The organism is Achromobacter sp. ESBL13, assembly GCF_036668755.1.
Classification (GTDB): domain Bacteria; phylum Pseudomonadota; class Gammaproteobacteria; order Burkholderiales; family Burkholderiaceae_B; genus Achromobacter.
In genome coordinates this window covers 19,897-36,756 of sequence record NZ_JAZEVT010000007.1, presented here as the reverse complement: position 1 = coordinate 36,756, position 16,860 = coordinate 19,897, and the positions used below count along the sequence as shown (strand labels likewise).

Genomic DNA, 16,860 nt, shown 5'->3' with positions numbered 1-16,860 from the left:
CATGACGGCGAAGGCGGCGATATAGATGGCATCCACGTTTTTCCTCCCGGGAGCAACGCTCCCTTCGAACGACGGGCCTGCGCGGCAAAGGCGGATGCGCGCCGGGGCAGGCCAGGTGACCAATCAGGACACCGGCAGGTTACGGAGCAGGGGGTAAAAACGGGATATAGGTTGCGGGGTAGGGTGTAAACAAGAAATAAAAATGGCGCGGGGCCCGGGGAGAGCCTGCGCACGATGGGGCGGGGAGGGCTGGGCTGTTCAGGGGCCGGGCCGGCGCGCCCGATTCCGGGCATGGCACGGTGGCGGGCGTCATATTGCGGGACGCGCCAGATTCCTGAATTCGGCTCAATTCCGGCCTTTTTGCCAAAAAATCCCAATATTTAGAACTTTCCGGTCAAATAGCACCGTAGTGGTGCAGGGAATATGTAAATGAATGCTCCGTCTTAGGGCATTCCCCTAGTGTGGCATTCCCGCACTTGGTGCAGAATCTCTTCCCATGCAGGTGAGGAGACAAAGCCCTGCATGGGCAAATACCGGCGGCACCGGTACATAAAAAAAGTAAAGCAGTACTCAAAAAAAGCAAAACGCACAACGGCTGGCACCAAAGAGTGCCGGCCGTTGTCGCATAAAAAGCCTGAATTTCATTCGCAGGGCTTTTCAGACGCAGCGTTTCGCGCTATCCAGATAGGGTCTGAAAACATCCTAGCTATGCCGAAATCCCGCGCACCTCTTTCCCCGTCCATTCCCATCCCCTATTGGCGCCGCAATCTGCGGCTGATTCTGTTGCTGCTTGTGGTCTGGGCGGCGCTGACCTTCGTGCCCGCGTTCTTCGCCCGCAGCTTGAGCTTTGATTTCATCGGATGGCCCTTCGCGTTCTGGATGGCGGCCTATGGCGCGCCGCTGGCGTATCTGATCATCGTGGGCGTCTACGCCCGGGTCATGAACCGCGCCGACGAGGCCGCCGAAGCGGCGATCGATGCGGGCGGAGGACTGGGCGCTGAAGTGGCAGCCCACGCGGGCGGCAACGGCAACGGCAATGAGCACAGCAACGGCGATCGCGCCGGCGGGGGCCGCTGATGCCTTTCAGCGGAGATACTCCACAGGAATTCAGGATCCGCCTGCGCCGTATCTATGTGCTGTACACGGCCGGCTTTGCCCTGATGATCCTGCTGATGGCGCTGGCCGAGGTCCTGGGCATGCCGCGCAACTGGATCGGCTACGTCTTCCTGCTGGTCACGGTCAGCCTGTATGCCGGCATCGGCATCGTCTGCCGCACCTCGGACCAGGTCGAATACTACGTGGCGGGCCGGCGCGTGCCTGCCATCTATAACGGCATGGCCACGGCGGCCGACTGGATGTCGGTGGCGTCGTTCATCGGCGTGGCCGGCACGCTGTACCTGACCGGCTACGGCGGGCTGGCCTACATCATGGGCTGGACCGGCGGCTACGTGCTGGTCGCCATGTTGCTGGCCCCGTATCTGCGACGGTTTGGCCAATACACCATTCCCGACTTCATGGGCGCGCGCTACGGCGGCAACATGCCCCGGATGGCGGGCGTGGCCTGCGCCATCCTGTGCTCATTCACGTATCTGGTCGCGCAAATCTACGGCGTGGGCATCATCACCACGCGCATGACGGGTATCTCGTTCGAGCTGGGCATCTTCGTGGCGCTGGGCGGCATGCTGGTGTGCTCGTTCCTGGGCGGCATGCGCGCCGTGACGTGGACGCAGGTGGGGCAGTACATCATCCTGGTCATCGCCTACCTGGTGCCGGTTGTGTGGCTGTCGGTCAAGCATACGAACATGCCGGTGCCGCAGTTGTCGGCCGGCGTGGTCTTGCAGCAGGTGACCGAAAAAGAAATCTATCTGCAGAACGACCCTTCCGAAATCGAGGTGCGGCGGCTGTGGCAGCAGCATGCCGACGAAATGGCGTCGCGCGTCCAGGCCCTGCCCGAATCGTGGACGTTGGAAAAAGACAAGCTGCGCAGCCGGCTGGCGCAGCTGAACGCGTCGGATGCGCCGATGGTCGAGATCCGTTCGGCCGAGCGCGAGCTGGCCGCGTACCCCGCCAGCGTGGAAGACGCGCGGGTGGCGTGGTCGCAGGCGCGCGCCACGTTCGAGGCGCGGGCCGCCCCGGCCACCCCGCACGCCGAGCCCTTTCCCGCCAAAGACCCCGAAGAACAACGCAACATGCGCGTCAACTTCCTGGCGCTGGTCTTGTGCCTGATGCTGGGCACGGCGGGAATGCCGCACATTCTGATGCGTTCATACACCACGCCCTCGGTCATCGAGGCGCGCAAATCGGTGTGCTGGTCGCTATTGTTCATCCTGCTGCTGTACTTCATGGCGCCCGCGCTGGCGCTGCTGGTCAAGTACGAGGTCTATACGCAGGTAGTGGGGTCGAACTTTCTCAGCCTGCCCAATTGGGTGCATGCCTGGAGCGCGGTCGACAGCAACCTGCTTGACGTGACCGACATCAATCGCGATGGCGTCGTGCAGCTAAGCGAGATCAGCATCGGCGCGGACGTGGTGGTGCTGGCGATGCCCGAGATCGGCGGCTTGCCTTATGTGATTTCGGGCCTGGTGGCGGCCGGCGGGCTTGCCGCCGCCCTGTCCACGGCCGACGGCCTGCTGCTGACGCTGTCCAATTCCTTGTCGCACGACATGTGGTACCGGATGGTCTCGCCGCGCATGTCGGCCGCGCGCCGGGTAATGGTGTCCAAGATACTGTTGCTGGTGGTGGCGTTTGGCGCGGCCTGGGTCGCGGCGCGCAAGCCTGCCGACATTCTGTTCATGGTGTCCGCGGCGTTCTCGTTCGCGGCATCGTCGTTCTTTCCCGCCCTGGTCATGGGCGTGTTCTGGCGCCGCGCCAATAAATGGGGCGCTACGCTGGGGATGGCGGCGGGGCTGCTGACGACGTTCGCGTATATGACGCACACACATCCGTGGTTGCGCGAATGGGTGCTGGGCATTTCACGCACACAGCCGGTGGACCTGTGGTGGGGCATCCAGCCGATTGCGGCCGGCGTATTTGGCGCGCCGGTGGCTTTCCTGACGATCATCGTGGTGTCGTTGCTGACACCGCCACCGGATCGCGCGACCTTGGCGCTGGTGGATTATGTGCGGCATCCGGGCGCGCGCGATCCCGGCGAATCGCTGCCGCCCGCCAACCATCCCTAAGGGGCGCCGCAGGCATCCGCCTGCCGGTTGCCGGCGTTGGTGCACGCTTTCCACACACCCGGGGGCAGGGTCTGCAAAAGCGTGTAGACCTGGCCCGGCGCCCACAGCCAGTGCACGGCGCCGGGGTTTTTTCCCGCCGCTTCCCAGACTTGGCGGCGCTGAGCCACGCTAAGGGTGAATTGGCCGTCCGGGCCGCTATTGCCCTGCGCCAGGATGGAAGACGGATCGCGCCTGGCTCCGTAGACGTCGCCGTCTTTGCCCTTGGGCTGCACGATGGCCCAGTCGTAGTGATACGACTCCATCGCCGGCGCCGCCCAGTTCGCACCGGGCAGCACCAGGACGGCAAATTCGGATGGGCGTTCTTGATAGGGCAGCCCCAGCATCAGCTTTTCGTTGCTCCAGTCCAGCCGTTGGCGCCGATAGCGCTGGGCGGGTTGGCCTTGCTGGTCAAACTGCGTGACTTCCTGCGCATCGCCCTGGTTTTCAACATAGGAAATGGTGCGCAGCAGCCGGCCGGCGGCATCGTGCACGTAGCGCATCAGCGGCCGAGACGGGTCGCTACAAGCGTTGGCGCCGTGTTCCGCCAGCCATCCGTTGCTGTCGTAGCGCAGGCAGAAATTGGCCGAGGGGTTGGGCTTGCCCTGCGCATTCTGAGAACGTGTTTCGTAGCCGGCAAGCCGGCCGGCGCTGTCGTACTGAAAGCGGGTTTCGTAGTCGGGCTTGGGCAGCCCGGGCCGCCCGGCGGCTTGCGCGGCCCGGAGGGTGCCGGCGTCGAATTGGGCGATGCCGCACAGGTGGCGGACGCCGTCGGGGCCGCGCTCGAACCGCAGCACGGTGGGGCCGAGCGTGGCGTTGTTGTTGACGTTGGGGTTGGCGACGGCCTTGGACCCGCCGGTGAGTGCGCCGGTGGAAGCGGGCTTGGAGGCGGCGGACGGGGCGGCCATCGGATCGATCAGATACACCGACCAGTCCACCCGCTCGGCCCAGATGACCGGCGTGGCGCGTGTGCCCGTTTCCACCGCAACGGGCGGTTCCCAAGTCTTGATGCGCGAGCCGTCCAGCGCCAGCAGGGTGGCGGTTTCGTCCAGCCGTACCTGCGCCACCACGGTCTCGCGCTGGGCAGATGCGGCCATGGGCTGGCACAGCGCGTGTGCCAGCGGCGAGGCCAGCGACAGCCCGTTCAGCAGCAGCAGGCGCAGGGTGCGATCAATGTGCGGCATTGTGCAGATAGACGATCAGGCCCCAGAGTTCGCTGCTGATGCCGCCCAGGCGCAACGCCTTGTCGCGCGTGTCCATCAACAGGAAAGGGTAGGCGTCGCGTTCCAGCTTGCCGGGCGGCGGCAAGCGGTACGGTTTGAAGTGATCGGGCGACAGCAGGTAGGTGTTGGCCATGTCGCCCACGTCCACGTGCAGGTACCAGACGGTCAAATCGCCGACATCGACGGCGGCCGTGGTCTCGGGGTAGACGCCGCCCTGGCCGGCGGGGATCGCGCTGGCCAGTACGCCCATGAACACCGCGCGGGACCCGGCTTGCGGATAGTACAAACCGTCGTCGCCGCGTCGCGTGAAGGTTTGGCGGATGAAACTGGCGGCGCGCGAACCCGGCACGACGGTGCGTGCGAATCGTTCGTCCAGCTGCGCCTCGGTCAGCGGGCCGCGCGTGGCGGCAAACACATCAAGATCCTGGGTGAAATTCTGGAACCAGGCGCGATAGCGGACCAGTTCGGCGGCGCGGTTGAAGTCCTGCGCCATGGCGTTGGCGCTCCAGAGCCCGCCCAGGCAGGCCAGGCTGACGAAGCCCAGCCAGGCAAGCCATCGGCGCCAGAGCGGCATTCCGACCACGCGCCGGCAAGCCGCGCCGGGCATTCCCGCGTCACCTACAGCGGCCGCACCCCCCGCGGCAGGCGCGGTCAATGGGATACCGACTTCGAAAACACGTTCATCACCACCACGCCCGCGATGATCAGGCCGATGCCGATCAGCGCGGGCGTGTCCAGGTGCTGCTTGAACAGCACCGCGCCCACGATGGATATCAGCACGATGCCCACGCCGGACCAGATTGCGTAGGCGATGCCCACGGGAATCTCGCGCAGTGTCAGCGACAGGAAGTAGAACGAAATCAGGTAGCCGCACACGGTGATCAGCGACGGCACCAGGCGGGTGAAGCCTTCGGAACCCTTCAACGCGCTGGTGGCGAAGATCTCGGCGACGATCGCCACGCCCAGGTACAGCCATTTCATTTGCGTGACCCTTCGGATTGCCGCAGCAGCACCAGCAGCGCACCGGCGCCGCCTTCGCGTTCGGGCGCCTCGGAAAACGCCAACACTTCGTTCTTTTGCACCAGCCAGGTCCGCGCCTTGTCTTTCAGCACGGGCTCCAGCCCTTCGGACCCGTAGCCCTTGCCATGCACGATGCGCACGCAGCGGATGCCGTGGTCCTGGCATTCGTCCAGAAACGACAGCAGCGCGTGGCGCGCCTGCTCGACGCGCAGCCCGTGCAGATCCAGCTCTGCGCCCGCGCGCCATTGGCCACGCCGCAAGTTGCGCGCGGTGTCCGGCGCCGCGTCACTGCGCACAAAGGCGGTGCCGCCTTCGGACAACAGGTGCGTGATTTCGCCACCATCCGACACGCCCACATCCGCGCGCGATGGTGTTTCGCCCAGCGCGTTGGCGCGGCGCAACGCCGGGGCAGGCTCCGCCACGGGTTTGTGTTCGACCCGGGCGTCCTGCTTGATGGGCGTGACGGACTTCATCGTGCGCTGAAACGCCGCCATGTCGTCCATGGGGGCGGTTTCAGGCTTCTTGATGGCCGCAACCCGCTTGGCCAGCGCTTCGCGTTCGCGCTCGGCCTGCAGGTCTTTCTTCAGGCGTTTCAGGTCGGCCAGGCCGACCTTACTGCCCCGCATTCTCCAACCACCGTTGGGCGTCCAGCGCGGCCATGCAACCCGTGCCGGCGCTGGTGATGGCTTGGCGATAGACGTGGTCCTGCACGTCGCCGGCCGCGAACACGCCGGGCACGGACGTCATCGTGGCCATGCCGGACAAGCCGCTCTTGGTGACGATGTAGCCGTCCTTCATTTCCAGCTGGCCCTGGAAGATTTCCGTGTTGGGCTGGTGGCCGATGGCGATGAACGCGCCGGTAACCGGCATGTCTTCCGTGACGCCGGTGTCCACGTGGCGTACGCGCACGCCGGTTACACCGCTGTTGTCGCCCAGCACTTCTTCCAGCGTATGGAACAGCTTCAGTTCCATGTTGCCGTTCTCGACCTTGGACATCAGCTTGTCCACCAGGATGGGTTCGGCGCGGAACTTGTCGCGGCGATGGATCAGGGTGACCTTGCGGCAGATGTTGGACAGGTACAGGGCTTCCTCCACGGCGGTATTGCCGCCGCCGACCACGACCACGTCCTGGTTCCGATAGAAGAAACCGTCGCAGGTGGCGCAGCCCGACACGCCGCGGCCCATGAAGGCCTCTTCGGACGGCAGGCCCAGGTATTTGGCCGATGCGCCGGTCGCGATGATCAGGGCGTCGCAGGTGTAGACCTTGCCGGTGTCGCCTGTCAGCGTGAACGGACGCTTGGACAGATCGACCTTGGCGATGTGGTCAAACAGCATTTCGGTGTTGAAGCGTTCGGCGTGCTTCTGAAAGCGCTGCATCAGGTCCGGACCCTGGACGCCATCCGCGTCGGCGGGCCAGTTATCGACGTCCGTGGTGGTCATCAACTGGCCGCCTTGGGCCAGACCTGTAACAAGGACGGGGCTCAGGTTGGCGCGGGCCGCATAGACGGCCGCCGTGTAACCGGCGGGGCCGGAACCGAGTATCAAAACTTTAGCGTGCGTGGGCGTGGACATGGGCGGGTATCTTTAGGTTAACGCCCAATTATAATGAGCCGCATGCCGCGTATCTCCACAGCTTCCCCGCGCGCCTCGCGCAACACCCGCAACGGTCCTTCGCCGCTACAAACGCGTATCTCCGCGTTGCTGCGCGAAGCCCGCTGGATCCTATTTGCCGCCCTGGCGGCCTGGCTGACTCTGGTGCTGGCCACCTGGAGCGCGTCCGACCCAGGCTGGTCGCACTCGGTGCCCGGCGACGTGGTGCGCAATCACGGCGGTCGGCTTGGCGCCTATCTGGCAGACATCCTGCTATATCTATTTGGCTTTTCCGCCTGGTGGTGGGTCATCCTGCTGCTGCATCGCGTGCGCGCGGGTTATCGGCGCCTGGCCAGCCAGCTTAAGGTAACTAACAGTAAGCAACCGGAAGTGCTGCCGCGCGTCCATTGGGAAGAGGGCATTGGCTTCTTCCTGTTGATGGTGGGGTCGCTTGGCATGGAAGCCCTGCGCTTGTCCAGCCGAGGCACGCATCTGCCCGGCGCGTCCGAAACGGCCAGCGGCGCCGGCGGTGTCATCGGCCACACCTTGGCCGACCTGATCAGCCGCAGCATTGGTTTTACGGGCAGCACGCTGGCTTTCCTGGTCATGCTGGCCATCGGCCTGAGCCTGTTTTTCTCGTTTTCGTGGTTGGCCGTGGCCGAACGCGTGGGTTCCTGGCTGGAGGGCCTGGTGCGCCGCGTCCGCAATTCCTACGCCGCGCGCGAAGACCGCAAGGTGGGCCAGGTGGCCAAGGCCGTGCGCACCGAGCAAGTCGTGGCTAAGCAGGAAAAGCTGGTGCACGAACAACCGGTGCGGATCGAACCCGCCATTACCGTGGTGCCCAAGTCCGAGCGGGTCGAAAAAGAAAAGCAGCAGTCGCTGTTCTTCGCGCCCGCCGGCGGCGCCGAAGGCGACCTGCCTGCGATCAGCCTGCTGGACCCCCCGCTGACCAACCAGGAAACGGTGTCGGCCGAGACCATCGAATTCACCTCGCGCCTGATCGAAAAGAAGCTGGCCGACTTCGGTGTGTCCGTCACCGTGGTGGCGGCCCAGGCGGGCCCGGTCATCACGCGCTACGAAATCGAGCCGGCCACCGGCGTCAAGGGCAGCCAGATCGTCAATCTGGCCAAGGACCTGGCGCGCGCCTTGAGCCTGGTCAGCATCCGGGTGGTGGAAACCATACCGGGCAAGAACCTGATGGGCCTGGAACTGCCCAACCCGCGCCGTCAGATGGTGCGCCTGTCGGAAATCCTGGGGTCGCAGACCTATCACGCCAGCCATTCCGTCGTGACGATGGCGCTGGGCAAGGACATTGCCGGCAACCCCGTCGTGGCCGACCTGGCCAAGATGCCCCACCTGCTGGTGGCGGGCACCACGGGGTCGGGCAAGTCGGTGGGGATCAACGCCATGATCCTGTCCTTGCTGTACAAGGCCGACGCCTCGCACACGCGCCTGATCCTGATCGATCCGAAGATGCTTGAAATGAGCGTCTACGAAGGCATTCCGCACCTGCTGGCGCCGGTTGTCACCGACATGCGCCAGGCCGCCAACGCGCTGAACTGGTGCGTGGGCGAAATGGAAAAGCGCTATCGCCTGATGAGCAAGATGGGCGTGCGCAACCTGGCCGGCTACAACACCAAGATTCGCGACGCCATCAAGCGCGAGGAACCCATCCCGAATCCGTTCTCGCTGACGCCCGACCAGCCCGAGCCGCTGGCCCCGCTGCCCACCATCGTGGTGGTCATCGACGAATTGGCCGACTTGATGATGGTGGTGGGCAAGAAGATCGAAGAACTGATTGCCCGCCTGGCGCAGAAGGCGCGCGCCGCCGGTATCCACCTGATCCTGGCCACGCAGCGTCCCAGCGTGGACGTCATCACCGGTTTGATCAAGGCCAACATCCCGACGCGCATCGCGTTCCAGGTGTCGTCCAAGATCGATTCCCGCACCATTCTTGACCAGATGGGCGCCGAAACCCTGCTGGGCCAGGGCGACATGCTTTACATGCCGCCTGGCACCGGCTTGCCCGTGCGCGTGCACGGCGCGTTCTGCAGCGACGACGAAGTGCACCGCGTGGTGGAAAGCCTGAAGGCGCAAGGCGAGCCCAACTACATCGAAGGCCTGCTGGAAGGCGGCGTCGAGGGCGATAACGGCGAAGGCGCCAGCAGCGTCACCGGCATCGGTGGCGACGCGGAATCCGACCCGATGTACGACCAGGCCTGCGAAGTGGTGCTCAAGCACCGCCGCGCCTCGATTTCGCTGGTGCAGCGCCACCTGCGCATCGGTTACAACCGCGCGGCCCGGTTACTGGAGCAGATGGAGCAATCGGGTATGGTGTCGGCGATGCAGTCCAATGGCAATCGCGAGATCCTGGTCCCCGCCGCTGCCGCCGCCCGAGAGGAAGCCTGATGAAGACGTTTCACCGCCTGGCCGTTGTCGCCGCCCTGAGCCTGGCGCCCGCGCTGACGTTCGCCGCCAGCGCGCAAGAGCAGTTGAAGTCGTTCGTGGCCACGGTCACGTCGGCCACCGGTTCGTTCTCGCAGTACACCGTGAACAACCAGGGCCGCACGCAGCCCGCCCAGACCGGCGTGTTTTCATTCCAGCGCCCGGGCAAGTTCAAGTGGGCGGTGCAAAAGCCCTATGAACAGTTGGTGGTGTCCGACGGGCGCGTGCTGTTCCAGTTCGACCCGGATCTGGCTCAGGTTACCGAACGCAAGGTGGACGCCGCCATCGGCACGTCACCGGCCGCGATCCTGTTCGGGTCGGGTTCGCTGGAACAGTCGTTCGATGTGTCGGCCTTGCCGTCCAAGGACGGCGTGGACTGGCTGCGCGCCAAGCCGCGCACAGCCGACGCGGGCTTTTCGCGCGTGGATATCGGCATGAAAGACAACCTGCCCGTGCGAGTCGAACTGCTGGATTCCTTCGGCCAGACGACGCGCGTGGACTTGTCGTCCATTGCCGCCAACCCCAGCCTGCCCGCCAAGGAATTCCAATTCACCGCGCCCAAGGGCGTGGACATCGTCAAGATGTAAGGCCGCGCCGCGCGCCGGCAAGCGCGCGGCGGGCGATTTACCGCATCAAGGGCGCTTGTACGCCACACAATCGATTTCCACCTTGGCGTCCACCATCAGGCTGGACTGCACGCAGGCGCGGGCGGGCGGATTTTCGCCGAAGTATTCCTTGAATACCTTGTTGAACGACGGGAAATCGCGCGCGTCGTCCAGCCATACGCCGCAGCGCACGACGTGTTCCGGGCCGTAGCCCGCTTCTTTCAAGATGCCCAGCAATTGCTGGATGGCCTTGTGGCATTGCGCCACCGTGCCGCCCTCGATGACTTCCCCGTTTTCCATCGGCACCTGACCGGATACGTGCAGCCAGCCGTCGGCCGCGACCGCGCGCGCGAACGGCATGTGCGAACCGCCCTGGCCGGTGCCGCCGCCGACGCCGTAGCGGGTGATGCCGTTTTGATCGGGGGTGGGAGTGTTGCTCATGGTTGTGCTCCTGAATTCGTAGTGGGCAAGGAAGATTGGGGCAAGGAAGATCGGGGCAACGACGAGGGCGAAGATCAGGGCGAGGACGAATAGGGCGACGCCGCCGCGAAGCTGGCGCGCAAATCGCCATTGCGCGGCAGCCAGCGGCCCGCGCGTTCGCCGGTGGCCTGGCCCTTCTGATAGGACAGCGCGCCGTTGACCCACACGGCCTCGATGCCGGCTGCCGTCTGCACCGGCTGGGCGAAGGTGGCGCGGTCGATGACGGTATCGGGATTGAACAGCACCAGATCCGCGTGATAGCCCTCGCGCACCAAGCCGCGATCAGCCAGGCCGAAGCGGGCGGCGGACAGCCCGGTCATCTTGTGCACCGCCTGGATCAGCGGCAGCAAGCCCACGTCACGGCTGTAGTGGCCCAGCACGCGCGGAAACGCGCCCCACAGGCGCGGGTGCGGCATCGGGTCGTTGGGCAGGCCGTCGGACCCCACCATCGTCAGCGGATGCGACAGCACGCGGCGCACATCGTCCTCATGCATGTTGTGATACACGGCCCCAGCCGGTTGCAGGCGGCGCGCGGCGTCCAGCAAGGACACGCCCCAGTCGGCCGCCACATCGGCCAGCTTGCGCCGCGCCTGCTCGGGGTGCGGCACCGACCACGTGATGTCGATATCGAATTCGTCGGTCACCTGCTTCAAATCCAGCGTGGACGAGCTGGCCGAATACGGATAGCAATCGCAGCCCACATGCTGAATGCGGCCCGCGTTTTCCAGCGTGAACAGCACTTCCTTCGTGCGGCCCCAGTTGCCCGCGCCCGCGCATTTCAGGTGCGACACCACGACCGGCACGCGCGCGTGCCCGGCAATGTCGAAGGCTTCCTGCATCGCGTCCAGAATGGCCGCGAATTCGGAACGCAGGTGCGTGGTGTACAGCGCACCAAACTCATCCAGGGCTTCGGCCAGCAGTTTGACTTCAGCGGTGTCGGCTTCAATGGCGGACGCGTAGGCCAGGCCCGTGCTAAGCCCGATGGCGCCGTGCGCCAGCGCATCGCGCAGCTGTTCGCGCATGGCCAGCACTTCATCGCGAGTGGCGGCGCGGTCCAGGCGGTCCATGTGGTTGCTGCGCAGGGCGGTATGGCCGACCAGCGCGGCCACGTTCACGGCCGGACCCGCGGCTTCGATGGCGCGCGTGTAGTCGCTGAAGCTGGGGTAGTTGAAGTCTTCGCGGCCACCCAGCAGGTTCATCGGGTCCGGCGGGTCGGCGCGCAGCGACACGGGCGAGGCGCTGATGCCGCAGTTGCCCACCACCACGGTGGTCACGCCCTGCGACAGCTTGGGCAACATGTCCGGGGTGCGGATCACGTTGGTGTCGTCGTGCGTGTGCACATCGATGAAGCCGGGCGCCAGCGCCAGGTCGGTGCCGTTGATGATCTGGCGCGCTTGCGCGCCCGGCAAGGCGCCGATAGCCGCGATGCGGCCGTCGGCCAGGGCAACGCTGGCGCGATACTCGGGGCCGCCCGTGCCGTCCAGGACACGGACGTTGCCGATAAGGGTGTCGTACATCTTGGGTTCCAGGTTCAATCGCCCAGCGGCAAGCGGTTGGGGCCACCACGGTGTTCGTCCAGCGCCAGCTTGATGCGGCGCAGGCGTTCGCGGTTTTCCTCTTGGTTCAGCATGGCCAGTTCGGTCGACAGCAAGTCGATGGCCAGCATCATCGCGTAGCGCGATGCCGAGGGTTTGTAGATGAAGTCGGTTTCGTCCGTGCGGATGGGCAGCACCACGTCGGCCAGCTTGGCCAGTTCGGACGTTGCGTCGGTGATGGCGACGATGCGGGCGCGATACTGCTTCACGATGCGGGCGGCGCCAAGGATTTCCGGCGTCAGGCCCGACGCCGACAGCACCAGCACGGCGTCGTGCTCGGTAAGCGTGGCGGCCACCATGCGCAGCAGCACGGCATCGCTGTACACCGCGATGGGATAACCCAGCCGCACCAGCCGCGACTGCACTTCCTGCGCCAGCACGGCCGATGCACCGCCCATGCCGAACACGTAAATCATCCGCGCGCCATCCACGATGGATGCCGCCTGTTCGAACAGCGGTTCGGTGAACGTGGGCAGATGCGCGCGCAGCGTGCTTTCGATGTCGGCGTAGATGCGCGCGTAAAAGGTGCTTTCCTCTGCCGGCGCGCTGGGGTCCAGGAAACGGCTGCCCACCGTGCTGGCCTGCGCCAGCTTCATTTTCAGGTCACGCGTGTCGTCGCAGCCCACGGTGCGCGCAAAGCGCGAAATCGTGGCGATGCTGACGCCGGCCTTGGTGGCCAGCTGATCGACGGTGGCGCTGGCGCCCCAGATGATGTCGTCAAGAATGGCGTCGGCCACCTTGCGTTCGGTCACGCTCAATGCGTCCCGCCGACTGCGTATCTGGAAGACGATGTCGCGGATGATGTCCATGTGGGGTTTCCTGGGTCTGATCGGGTCGTGCAATGCGCTAGGCCGCCAGCTCGGGGGCGTCCAGGCGCGAACAGGCCACGAAGTGGCCCGCGCCCACCTGGACGGCTTGCGCCTCGATGGTGGCGCAGGCGTCGATCGCGTGGGGGCAGCGTGTACGGAACACGCAGCCGGACGGCGGATTGACCGGGCTGGGGATATCGCCCTTGAGCAGAATACGCGATCGCGGCGCGCGCGGATCCGGCACGGGCGCGGCCGACAGCAGTGCGCGAGTATAGGGGTGGCGCGGGCGCGCATAGACTTCGCTGGTGGGCCCGCGTTCCATCACGCGGCCCAGATACATCACCACCACTTCATCGCACAGGTAATCCACCACGGCCAGGTCGTGCGCCACGAACAGCATGGTCAGGCCCAGGTCGCGTTGCAGGTCTTGCAGCAGGTTAAGCACCTGCGCCTGCACGGATACGTCCAGCGCCGACACCGGTTCGTCCGCCACGATGAAATCGGGTTCAACGGCCAGCGCGCGTGCGATGCCGATGCGCTGGCGCTGTCCGCCCGAGAATTCATGCGGATAGCGGCGGCTGTGGTCCGCGTTCAGGCCCACGCGTTCCAGCAGTTCGCCGATGCGCGCGGCGCGGCGGTGCTGCGCCAGCCTGTGCGTGTCCAGCGCTTCACCCAGGATCTCGGCCACCGTCATGCGGGGGTTGAGGCTGGCGTACGGGTCCTGGAACACGATCTGCATGCGGCGGCGCCACGGCAGCATCTGCTTTTCGTTCAGATGCGTGATGTCGGTGCCGTCAAACAGCAGGCGGCCGGCGGTGGGCTTGAACAGGCGCAGCAAGGCGCGGCCCGTCGTGGTCTTGCCCGACCCCGATTCGCCGACCAGGCCGACGATGGTGTTGCGCGGCACATCGAAGCTGACGCCGTCCACGGCGCGCACGACCGGCGCATTACGGGCTTGCGACGTGGGGAAGTGGACCTTCAGGTCTTCAATGCGGACCAGCGGGTCTTCGGCCCGCACGGTGGCTTGGGGGCTAGTCATATCGGATTCACCTTGATGCAGCGCGCGCGGTGTTCCGCCTGCACCGCAACCAGTTCGGGCACGGCGGCGCGGCAATCGTCCGCCGCCAATTCACAGCGCGGGGCGAAGGTGCAGCCGGCGGGCAGCGACAGCACGCTGGGTACGTTGCCGGGAATGGCGCGCAGCCGTTCGCCCGAGGCCAATAGCGCGGCCGTGGGCAGGCAGGACAAGAGGCCGCGGGTGTATGGGTGCGTGGGCTTTTCGAACAGGTCGTAGACACCCGCGTCTTCCACCACGCGGCCGGCGTACATGACGGCGACGCGGTGCGCGATCTCGGCCACCACGCCCAGGTTGTGCGTGATGAACAGGATGCTCATGTTCATTTCTTTTTGCAGCCGGCGCAGCAGGTCCAGAATCTGCGCCTGCACGGTCACGTCCAACGCGGTGGTGGGCTCGTCGGCGATCAGTACCGCCGGGTTGCAGGCCAGCGCCAGGGCGATCATCACGCGTTGCCGCATGCCGCCCGACATCTGGTGCGGATATTCGTTGACGCGCCGGTCGGCGGCCGGGATTTCCACGCGTTCCAGCATTTCGCGGGCGCGGCGGATGGCCGACGCATACGAACCGCCTTCGTGCTGCAACACGGCTTCGGCGATCTGGTCGCCTACCGTGTACAGCGGGTTAAGACTGGTCATGGGTTCCTGGAAGATCATGGCGATTTCGGCGCCGCGTATCTTCTGCAGGGTGGCGGACGAAGCATGTGCCAGGTCATGCTGCACGCCCTGGCGGTCGCGAAACAGGATCTTGCCCGATTCGATGCGGCCCGCCGGCTTGGGCAACAGCCCCATGATGGACAGGCTGGTCACGGATTTTCCGGAACCGGATTCGCCCACGATGGCCAGCGTTTCACCGCGCGCCAGATCAAAGGTGACGCCGTCCACGGACTTGGCGATGCCGTCGCGGCTGTGGAACCAGGTCTTGAGCCCTTCCACGGACAGCACGACGTCTCGGTTGCTTGACGTCATGATTACAGCTCCTTGCGCAGGCGCGGGTCGAGTACGTCGCGCAGTCCGTCGCCCACCAATTGCAGCGACAGCACGGACAGCACGATGGCGATGCCGGGGAAAATCATGATCCAGTCGGCTGAACCCATGTATTGCTGGCCGGCGTTGATCATGGTGCCCCAGGTGGGAATGTCGGGCGAAACGCCCACGCCCAGGAACGACAGGCCGGCTTCGGCCAGGATCGCGTAGGCGAAGATGAACGTGCCTTGCACCAGGATGGGCGACACCAGGTTGCGCAGCACGTGCACGGTGACGATGCGCCACGTGGGCACGCCCAGCGCGCGGGCGGCTTCCACGAACGGCAATTCGCGAATCACCAGCGTGGACGCGCGCACGATGCGGGCCAGGCGCGGTGTGTAGACGATGCCCAGCGCAATCACCACGTTGATCAGCGACGGGCCCAGGGCGGCCACTAGCGAAATGGCCAGCAGGATGTCGGGAAACGCCATCATGGCGTCGATCAGCCGCGAGACGAACTTGTCGGCCGACCGGAAAAAGCCCGCCACGAGCCCTAGCGCAATGCCCAGCACGCTGGACACGATCACGACGGAAAAGCCCACCATCAGCGACAGGCGGCCGCCGTAGATGACGCGGCTGAAGACGTCGCGGCCAAAGTCGTCGGTGCCGAACCAGTGCGCGGCGCCCGGCGCCTTCAGCCGGTTCATGATGGACAGCTTGAAGGGGTCGTAGGGGCTGACCCACGGCGCCAGCAGCGCGGCGGCCACCAGCACGATGATGACGATCAGGCTCAGCAGCACGGTCTTGCGCGACACCAGCAGGCGCAGCACCTGCCAGCGGTCGGCGCCGCCGGCGGATTGGGGGGAAGTTGCAATAGCCATATCAGTAGCGCACCCGGGGGTCGACCAGCAGGTAGAGCAGGTCGATGATCAGGTTGATCAGGACGTAGATGGCCGCGATGATCAGCAGCGCGCCCTGGATGACGGGGTAGTCGCGGCGCAGCACGGCGGACACCACCAGGCTGCCCACGCCGGGCAGGCCGAACACGGTTTCCGTCACGACCGCGCCGCTGATCAAGAGCGCGGTGGTCAGGCCCAGCACGGTCAGGATGGGAATCAGCGCGTTGCGCACGGCGTGTTTCAGGATGACCTTGCTCTCCGGCAGGCCCTTGGCGCGCGCGGTGCGCACGTAATCGTCGCGCAGCACGTCCAGCATGCTGGCGCGAATAAAGCGGGTGATCAGCGCCGAGTTGACCAGGCCCAGCACCACGGCGGGCAGGATCAGGTGCGACAGGCGCGTGGCCAGCGAGGCATCCGGGCCGCCATAGCCCGACACCGGCAGCCAGCCCAGCTTTACCGAGAAAATCTGCATCAGCAGCAGGCCTAGCCAGAAGCTGGGCACGCTGGAGGTAAACATCGAGAACGACAGCACCGACTGGTCCAGCGTGGTGCCGCGTTTGACCGCCGACAGAATTCCCACCGGCAGCGCGATGGCGCTGGCAATCAGCAGCGACATCAGCGTCAGCAGAATCGTGGGCTCGGCACGGTCAGCCAGGGCGGAAAGCACCGGCTTGTTCATGAAGATGGACTGGCCTAGGTCGCCTTGCAGCAGCTTGCCCAACCACGACACGTATTGCAGCGCCATGGGCTGGTCCAGCCCCAACTGCGCGCGCAGCGCGGCGATGTCCTGCTGGCTGGCCTGCGGCCCTAGCATCACCGCCGCCGGATCGCCGGGCGTGACGCGGATGATGACGAACACGATGGTCGCGACGATAAACATCACGGCCACCAGCCCCACCAGCCGGTTCAATAGATAACGCAACACGATAGAGTCCTAGA

Annotated in this window: 16 protein-coding genes; 4 read left to right on the top strand and 12 right to left on the bottom strand. The window is 65.5% G+C overall.

The genetic code is table 11. The annotated features are described in order from the left end of the window. Window positions 1-708: 708 nt before the first annotated feature. Together V6F88_RS23650 and V6F88_RS23645 are read left to right on the top strand one after the other, a co-directional pair. On the top strand, window positions 709-1,077 hold the full coding sequence (locus tag V6F88_RS23650; protein WP_332613030.1) for a DUF4212 domain-containing protein: 369 nt from the start codon (window positions 709-711) through the stop codon (window positions 1,075-1,077). Next, window positions 1,077-3,179, top strand: a complete 2,103-nt coding sequence (locus V6F88_RS23645; protein WP_332612640.1) for a sodium:solute symporter family protein — start codon at window positions 1,077-1,079, stop codon at window positions 3,177-3,179. Before V6F88_RS23650 ends, V6F88_RS23645 begins: the two co-directional genes overlap by 1 nt. Here the strand turns inward: V6F88_RS23645 and V6F88_RS23640 are convergent. From V6F88_RS23640 to trxB, 5 genes are all read right to left on the bottom strand, one after another. Then, the gene (locus V6F88_RS23640; protein ID WP_332612639.1) at window positions 3,176-4,399 is read right to left on the bottom strand and encodes a hypothetical protein; all 1,224 of its coding nucleotides are present in this window, start codon (window positions 4,397-4,399) and stop codon (window positions 3,176-3,178) included. The genes V6F88_RS23645 and V6F88_RS23640 overlap by 4 nt on opposite strands. After that, entirely contained in the window at window positions 4,386-5,012 is a 627-nt protein-coding gene (locus tag V6F88_RS23635; RefSeq protein ID WP_332612638.1) for a hypothetical protein, read from the bottom strand. The genes V6F88_RS23640 and V6F88_RS23635 overlap by 14 nt, the downstream gene beginning before the upstream one ends. Window positions 5,013-5,089: 77 nt before the next feature. Further along, window positions 5,090-5,419, bottom strand: a complete 330-nt coding sequence (locus V6F88_RS23630; RefSeq protein ID WP_332612637.1) for a DMT family transporter — start codon at window positions 5,417-5,419, stop codon at window positions 5,090-5,092. After that, window positions 5,416-6,084: a Smr/MutS family protein gene (locus tag V6F88_RS23625; RefSeq protein WP_332612636.1), complete on the bottom strand. Its 669-nt coding sequence runs from the start codon at window positions 6,082-6,084 to the stop codon at window positions 5,416-5,418. The genes V6F88_RS23630 and V6F88_RS23625 overlap by 4 nt, the downstream gene beginning before the upstream one ends. Beyond that, on the bottom strand, window positions 6,071-7,030 hold the full coding sequence (gene trxB / locus V6F88_RS23620; RefSeq protein WP_332612635.1) for a thioredoxin-disulfide reductase: 960 nt from the start codon (window positions 7,028-7,030) through the stop codon (window positions 6,071-6,073). The genes V6F88_RS23625 and trxB overlap by 14 nt, the downstream gene beginning before the upstream one ends. A gap of 42 nt (window positions 7,031-7,072) precedes the next feature. Between trxB and V6F88_RS23615 the strand changes: the two genes are divergently transcribed. Both V6F88_RS23615 and lolA read left to right on the top strand, forming a co-directional pair. After that, the gene (locus tag V6F88_RS23615; RefSeq protein WP_332612634.1) at window positions 7,073-9,457 is read left to right on the top strand and encodes a DNA translocase FtsK; all 2,385 of its coding nucleotides are present in this window, start codon (window positions 7,073-7,075) and stop codon (window positions 9,455-9,457) included. After that, window positions 9,457-10,080, top strand: a complete 624-nt coding sequence (gene lolA, locus V6F88_RS23610) for an outer membrane lipoprotein chaperone LolA (RefSeq protein ID WP_046803384.1) — start codon at window positions 9,457-9,459, stop codon at window positions 10,078-10,080. Before V6F88_RS23615 ends, lolA begins: the two co-directional genes overlap by 1 nt. Before the next feature lie 45 nt (window positions 10,081-10,125). Here the strand turns inward: lolA and V6F88_RS23605 are convergent, their stop codons facing one another. The 7 genes from V6F88_RS23605 to V6F88_RS23575 form a co-directional block, all read right to left on the bottom strand. Beyond that, window positions 10,126-10,539, bottom strand: a complete 414-nt coding sequence (locus tag V6F88_RS23605) for a RidA family protein (protein WP_332612633.1) — start codon at window positions 10,537-10,539, stop codon at window positions 10,126-10,128. Window positions 10,540-10,613: 74 nt separating this feature from the next. Next, window positions 10,614-12,095 carry an N-acyl-D-amino-acid deacylase family protein gene (locus V6F88_RS23600; RefSeq protein ID WP_332612632.1) on the bottom strand — a complete coding sequence of 494 codons (1,482 nt, stop codon included), beginning with the start codon at window positions 12,093-12,095 and terminating at the stop codon, window positions 10,614-10,616. Between the two features lie 14 nt (window positions 12,096-12,109). Continuing rightward, window positions 12,110-12,982, bottom strand: a complete 873-nt coding sequence (locus V6F88_RS23595; protein WP_046803381.1) for a MurR/RpiR family transcriptional regulator — start codon at window positions 12,980-12,982, stop codon at window positions 12,110-12,112. A gap of 37 nt (window positions 12,983-13,019) precedes the next feature. Further along, complete coding sequence (locus V6F88_RS23590; protein WP_332612631.1) at window positions 13,020-14,021, bottom strand: ABC transporter ATP-binding protein; 1,002 nt, start codon at window positions 14,019-14,021, stop codon at window positions 13,020-13,022. Then, entirely contained in the window at window positions 14,018-15,025 is a 1,008-nt protein-coding gene (locus V6F88_RS23585; protein WP_332612630.1) for an ABC transporter ATP-binding protein, read from the bottom strand. Before V6F88_RS23585 ends, V6F88_RS23590 begins: the two co-directional genes overlap by 4 nt. A 2-nt stretch (window positions 15,026-15,027) precedes the next feature. After that, window positions 15,028-15,903 carry an ABC transporter permease gene (locus tag V6F88_RS23580; RefSeq protein ID WP_183015311.1) on the bottom strand — a complete coding sequence of 292 codons (876 nt, stop codon included), beginning with the start codon at window positions 15,901-15,903 and terminating at the stop codon, window positions 15,028-15,030. A gap of 1 nt (window position 15,904) precedes the next feature. After that, entirely contained in the window at window positions 15,905-16,846 is a 942-nt protein-coding gene (locus V6F88_RS23575) for an ABC transporter permease (protein ID WP_006217836.1), read from the bottom strand. Window positions 16,847-16,860: the final 14 nt, after the last annotated feature.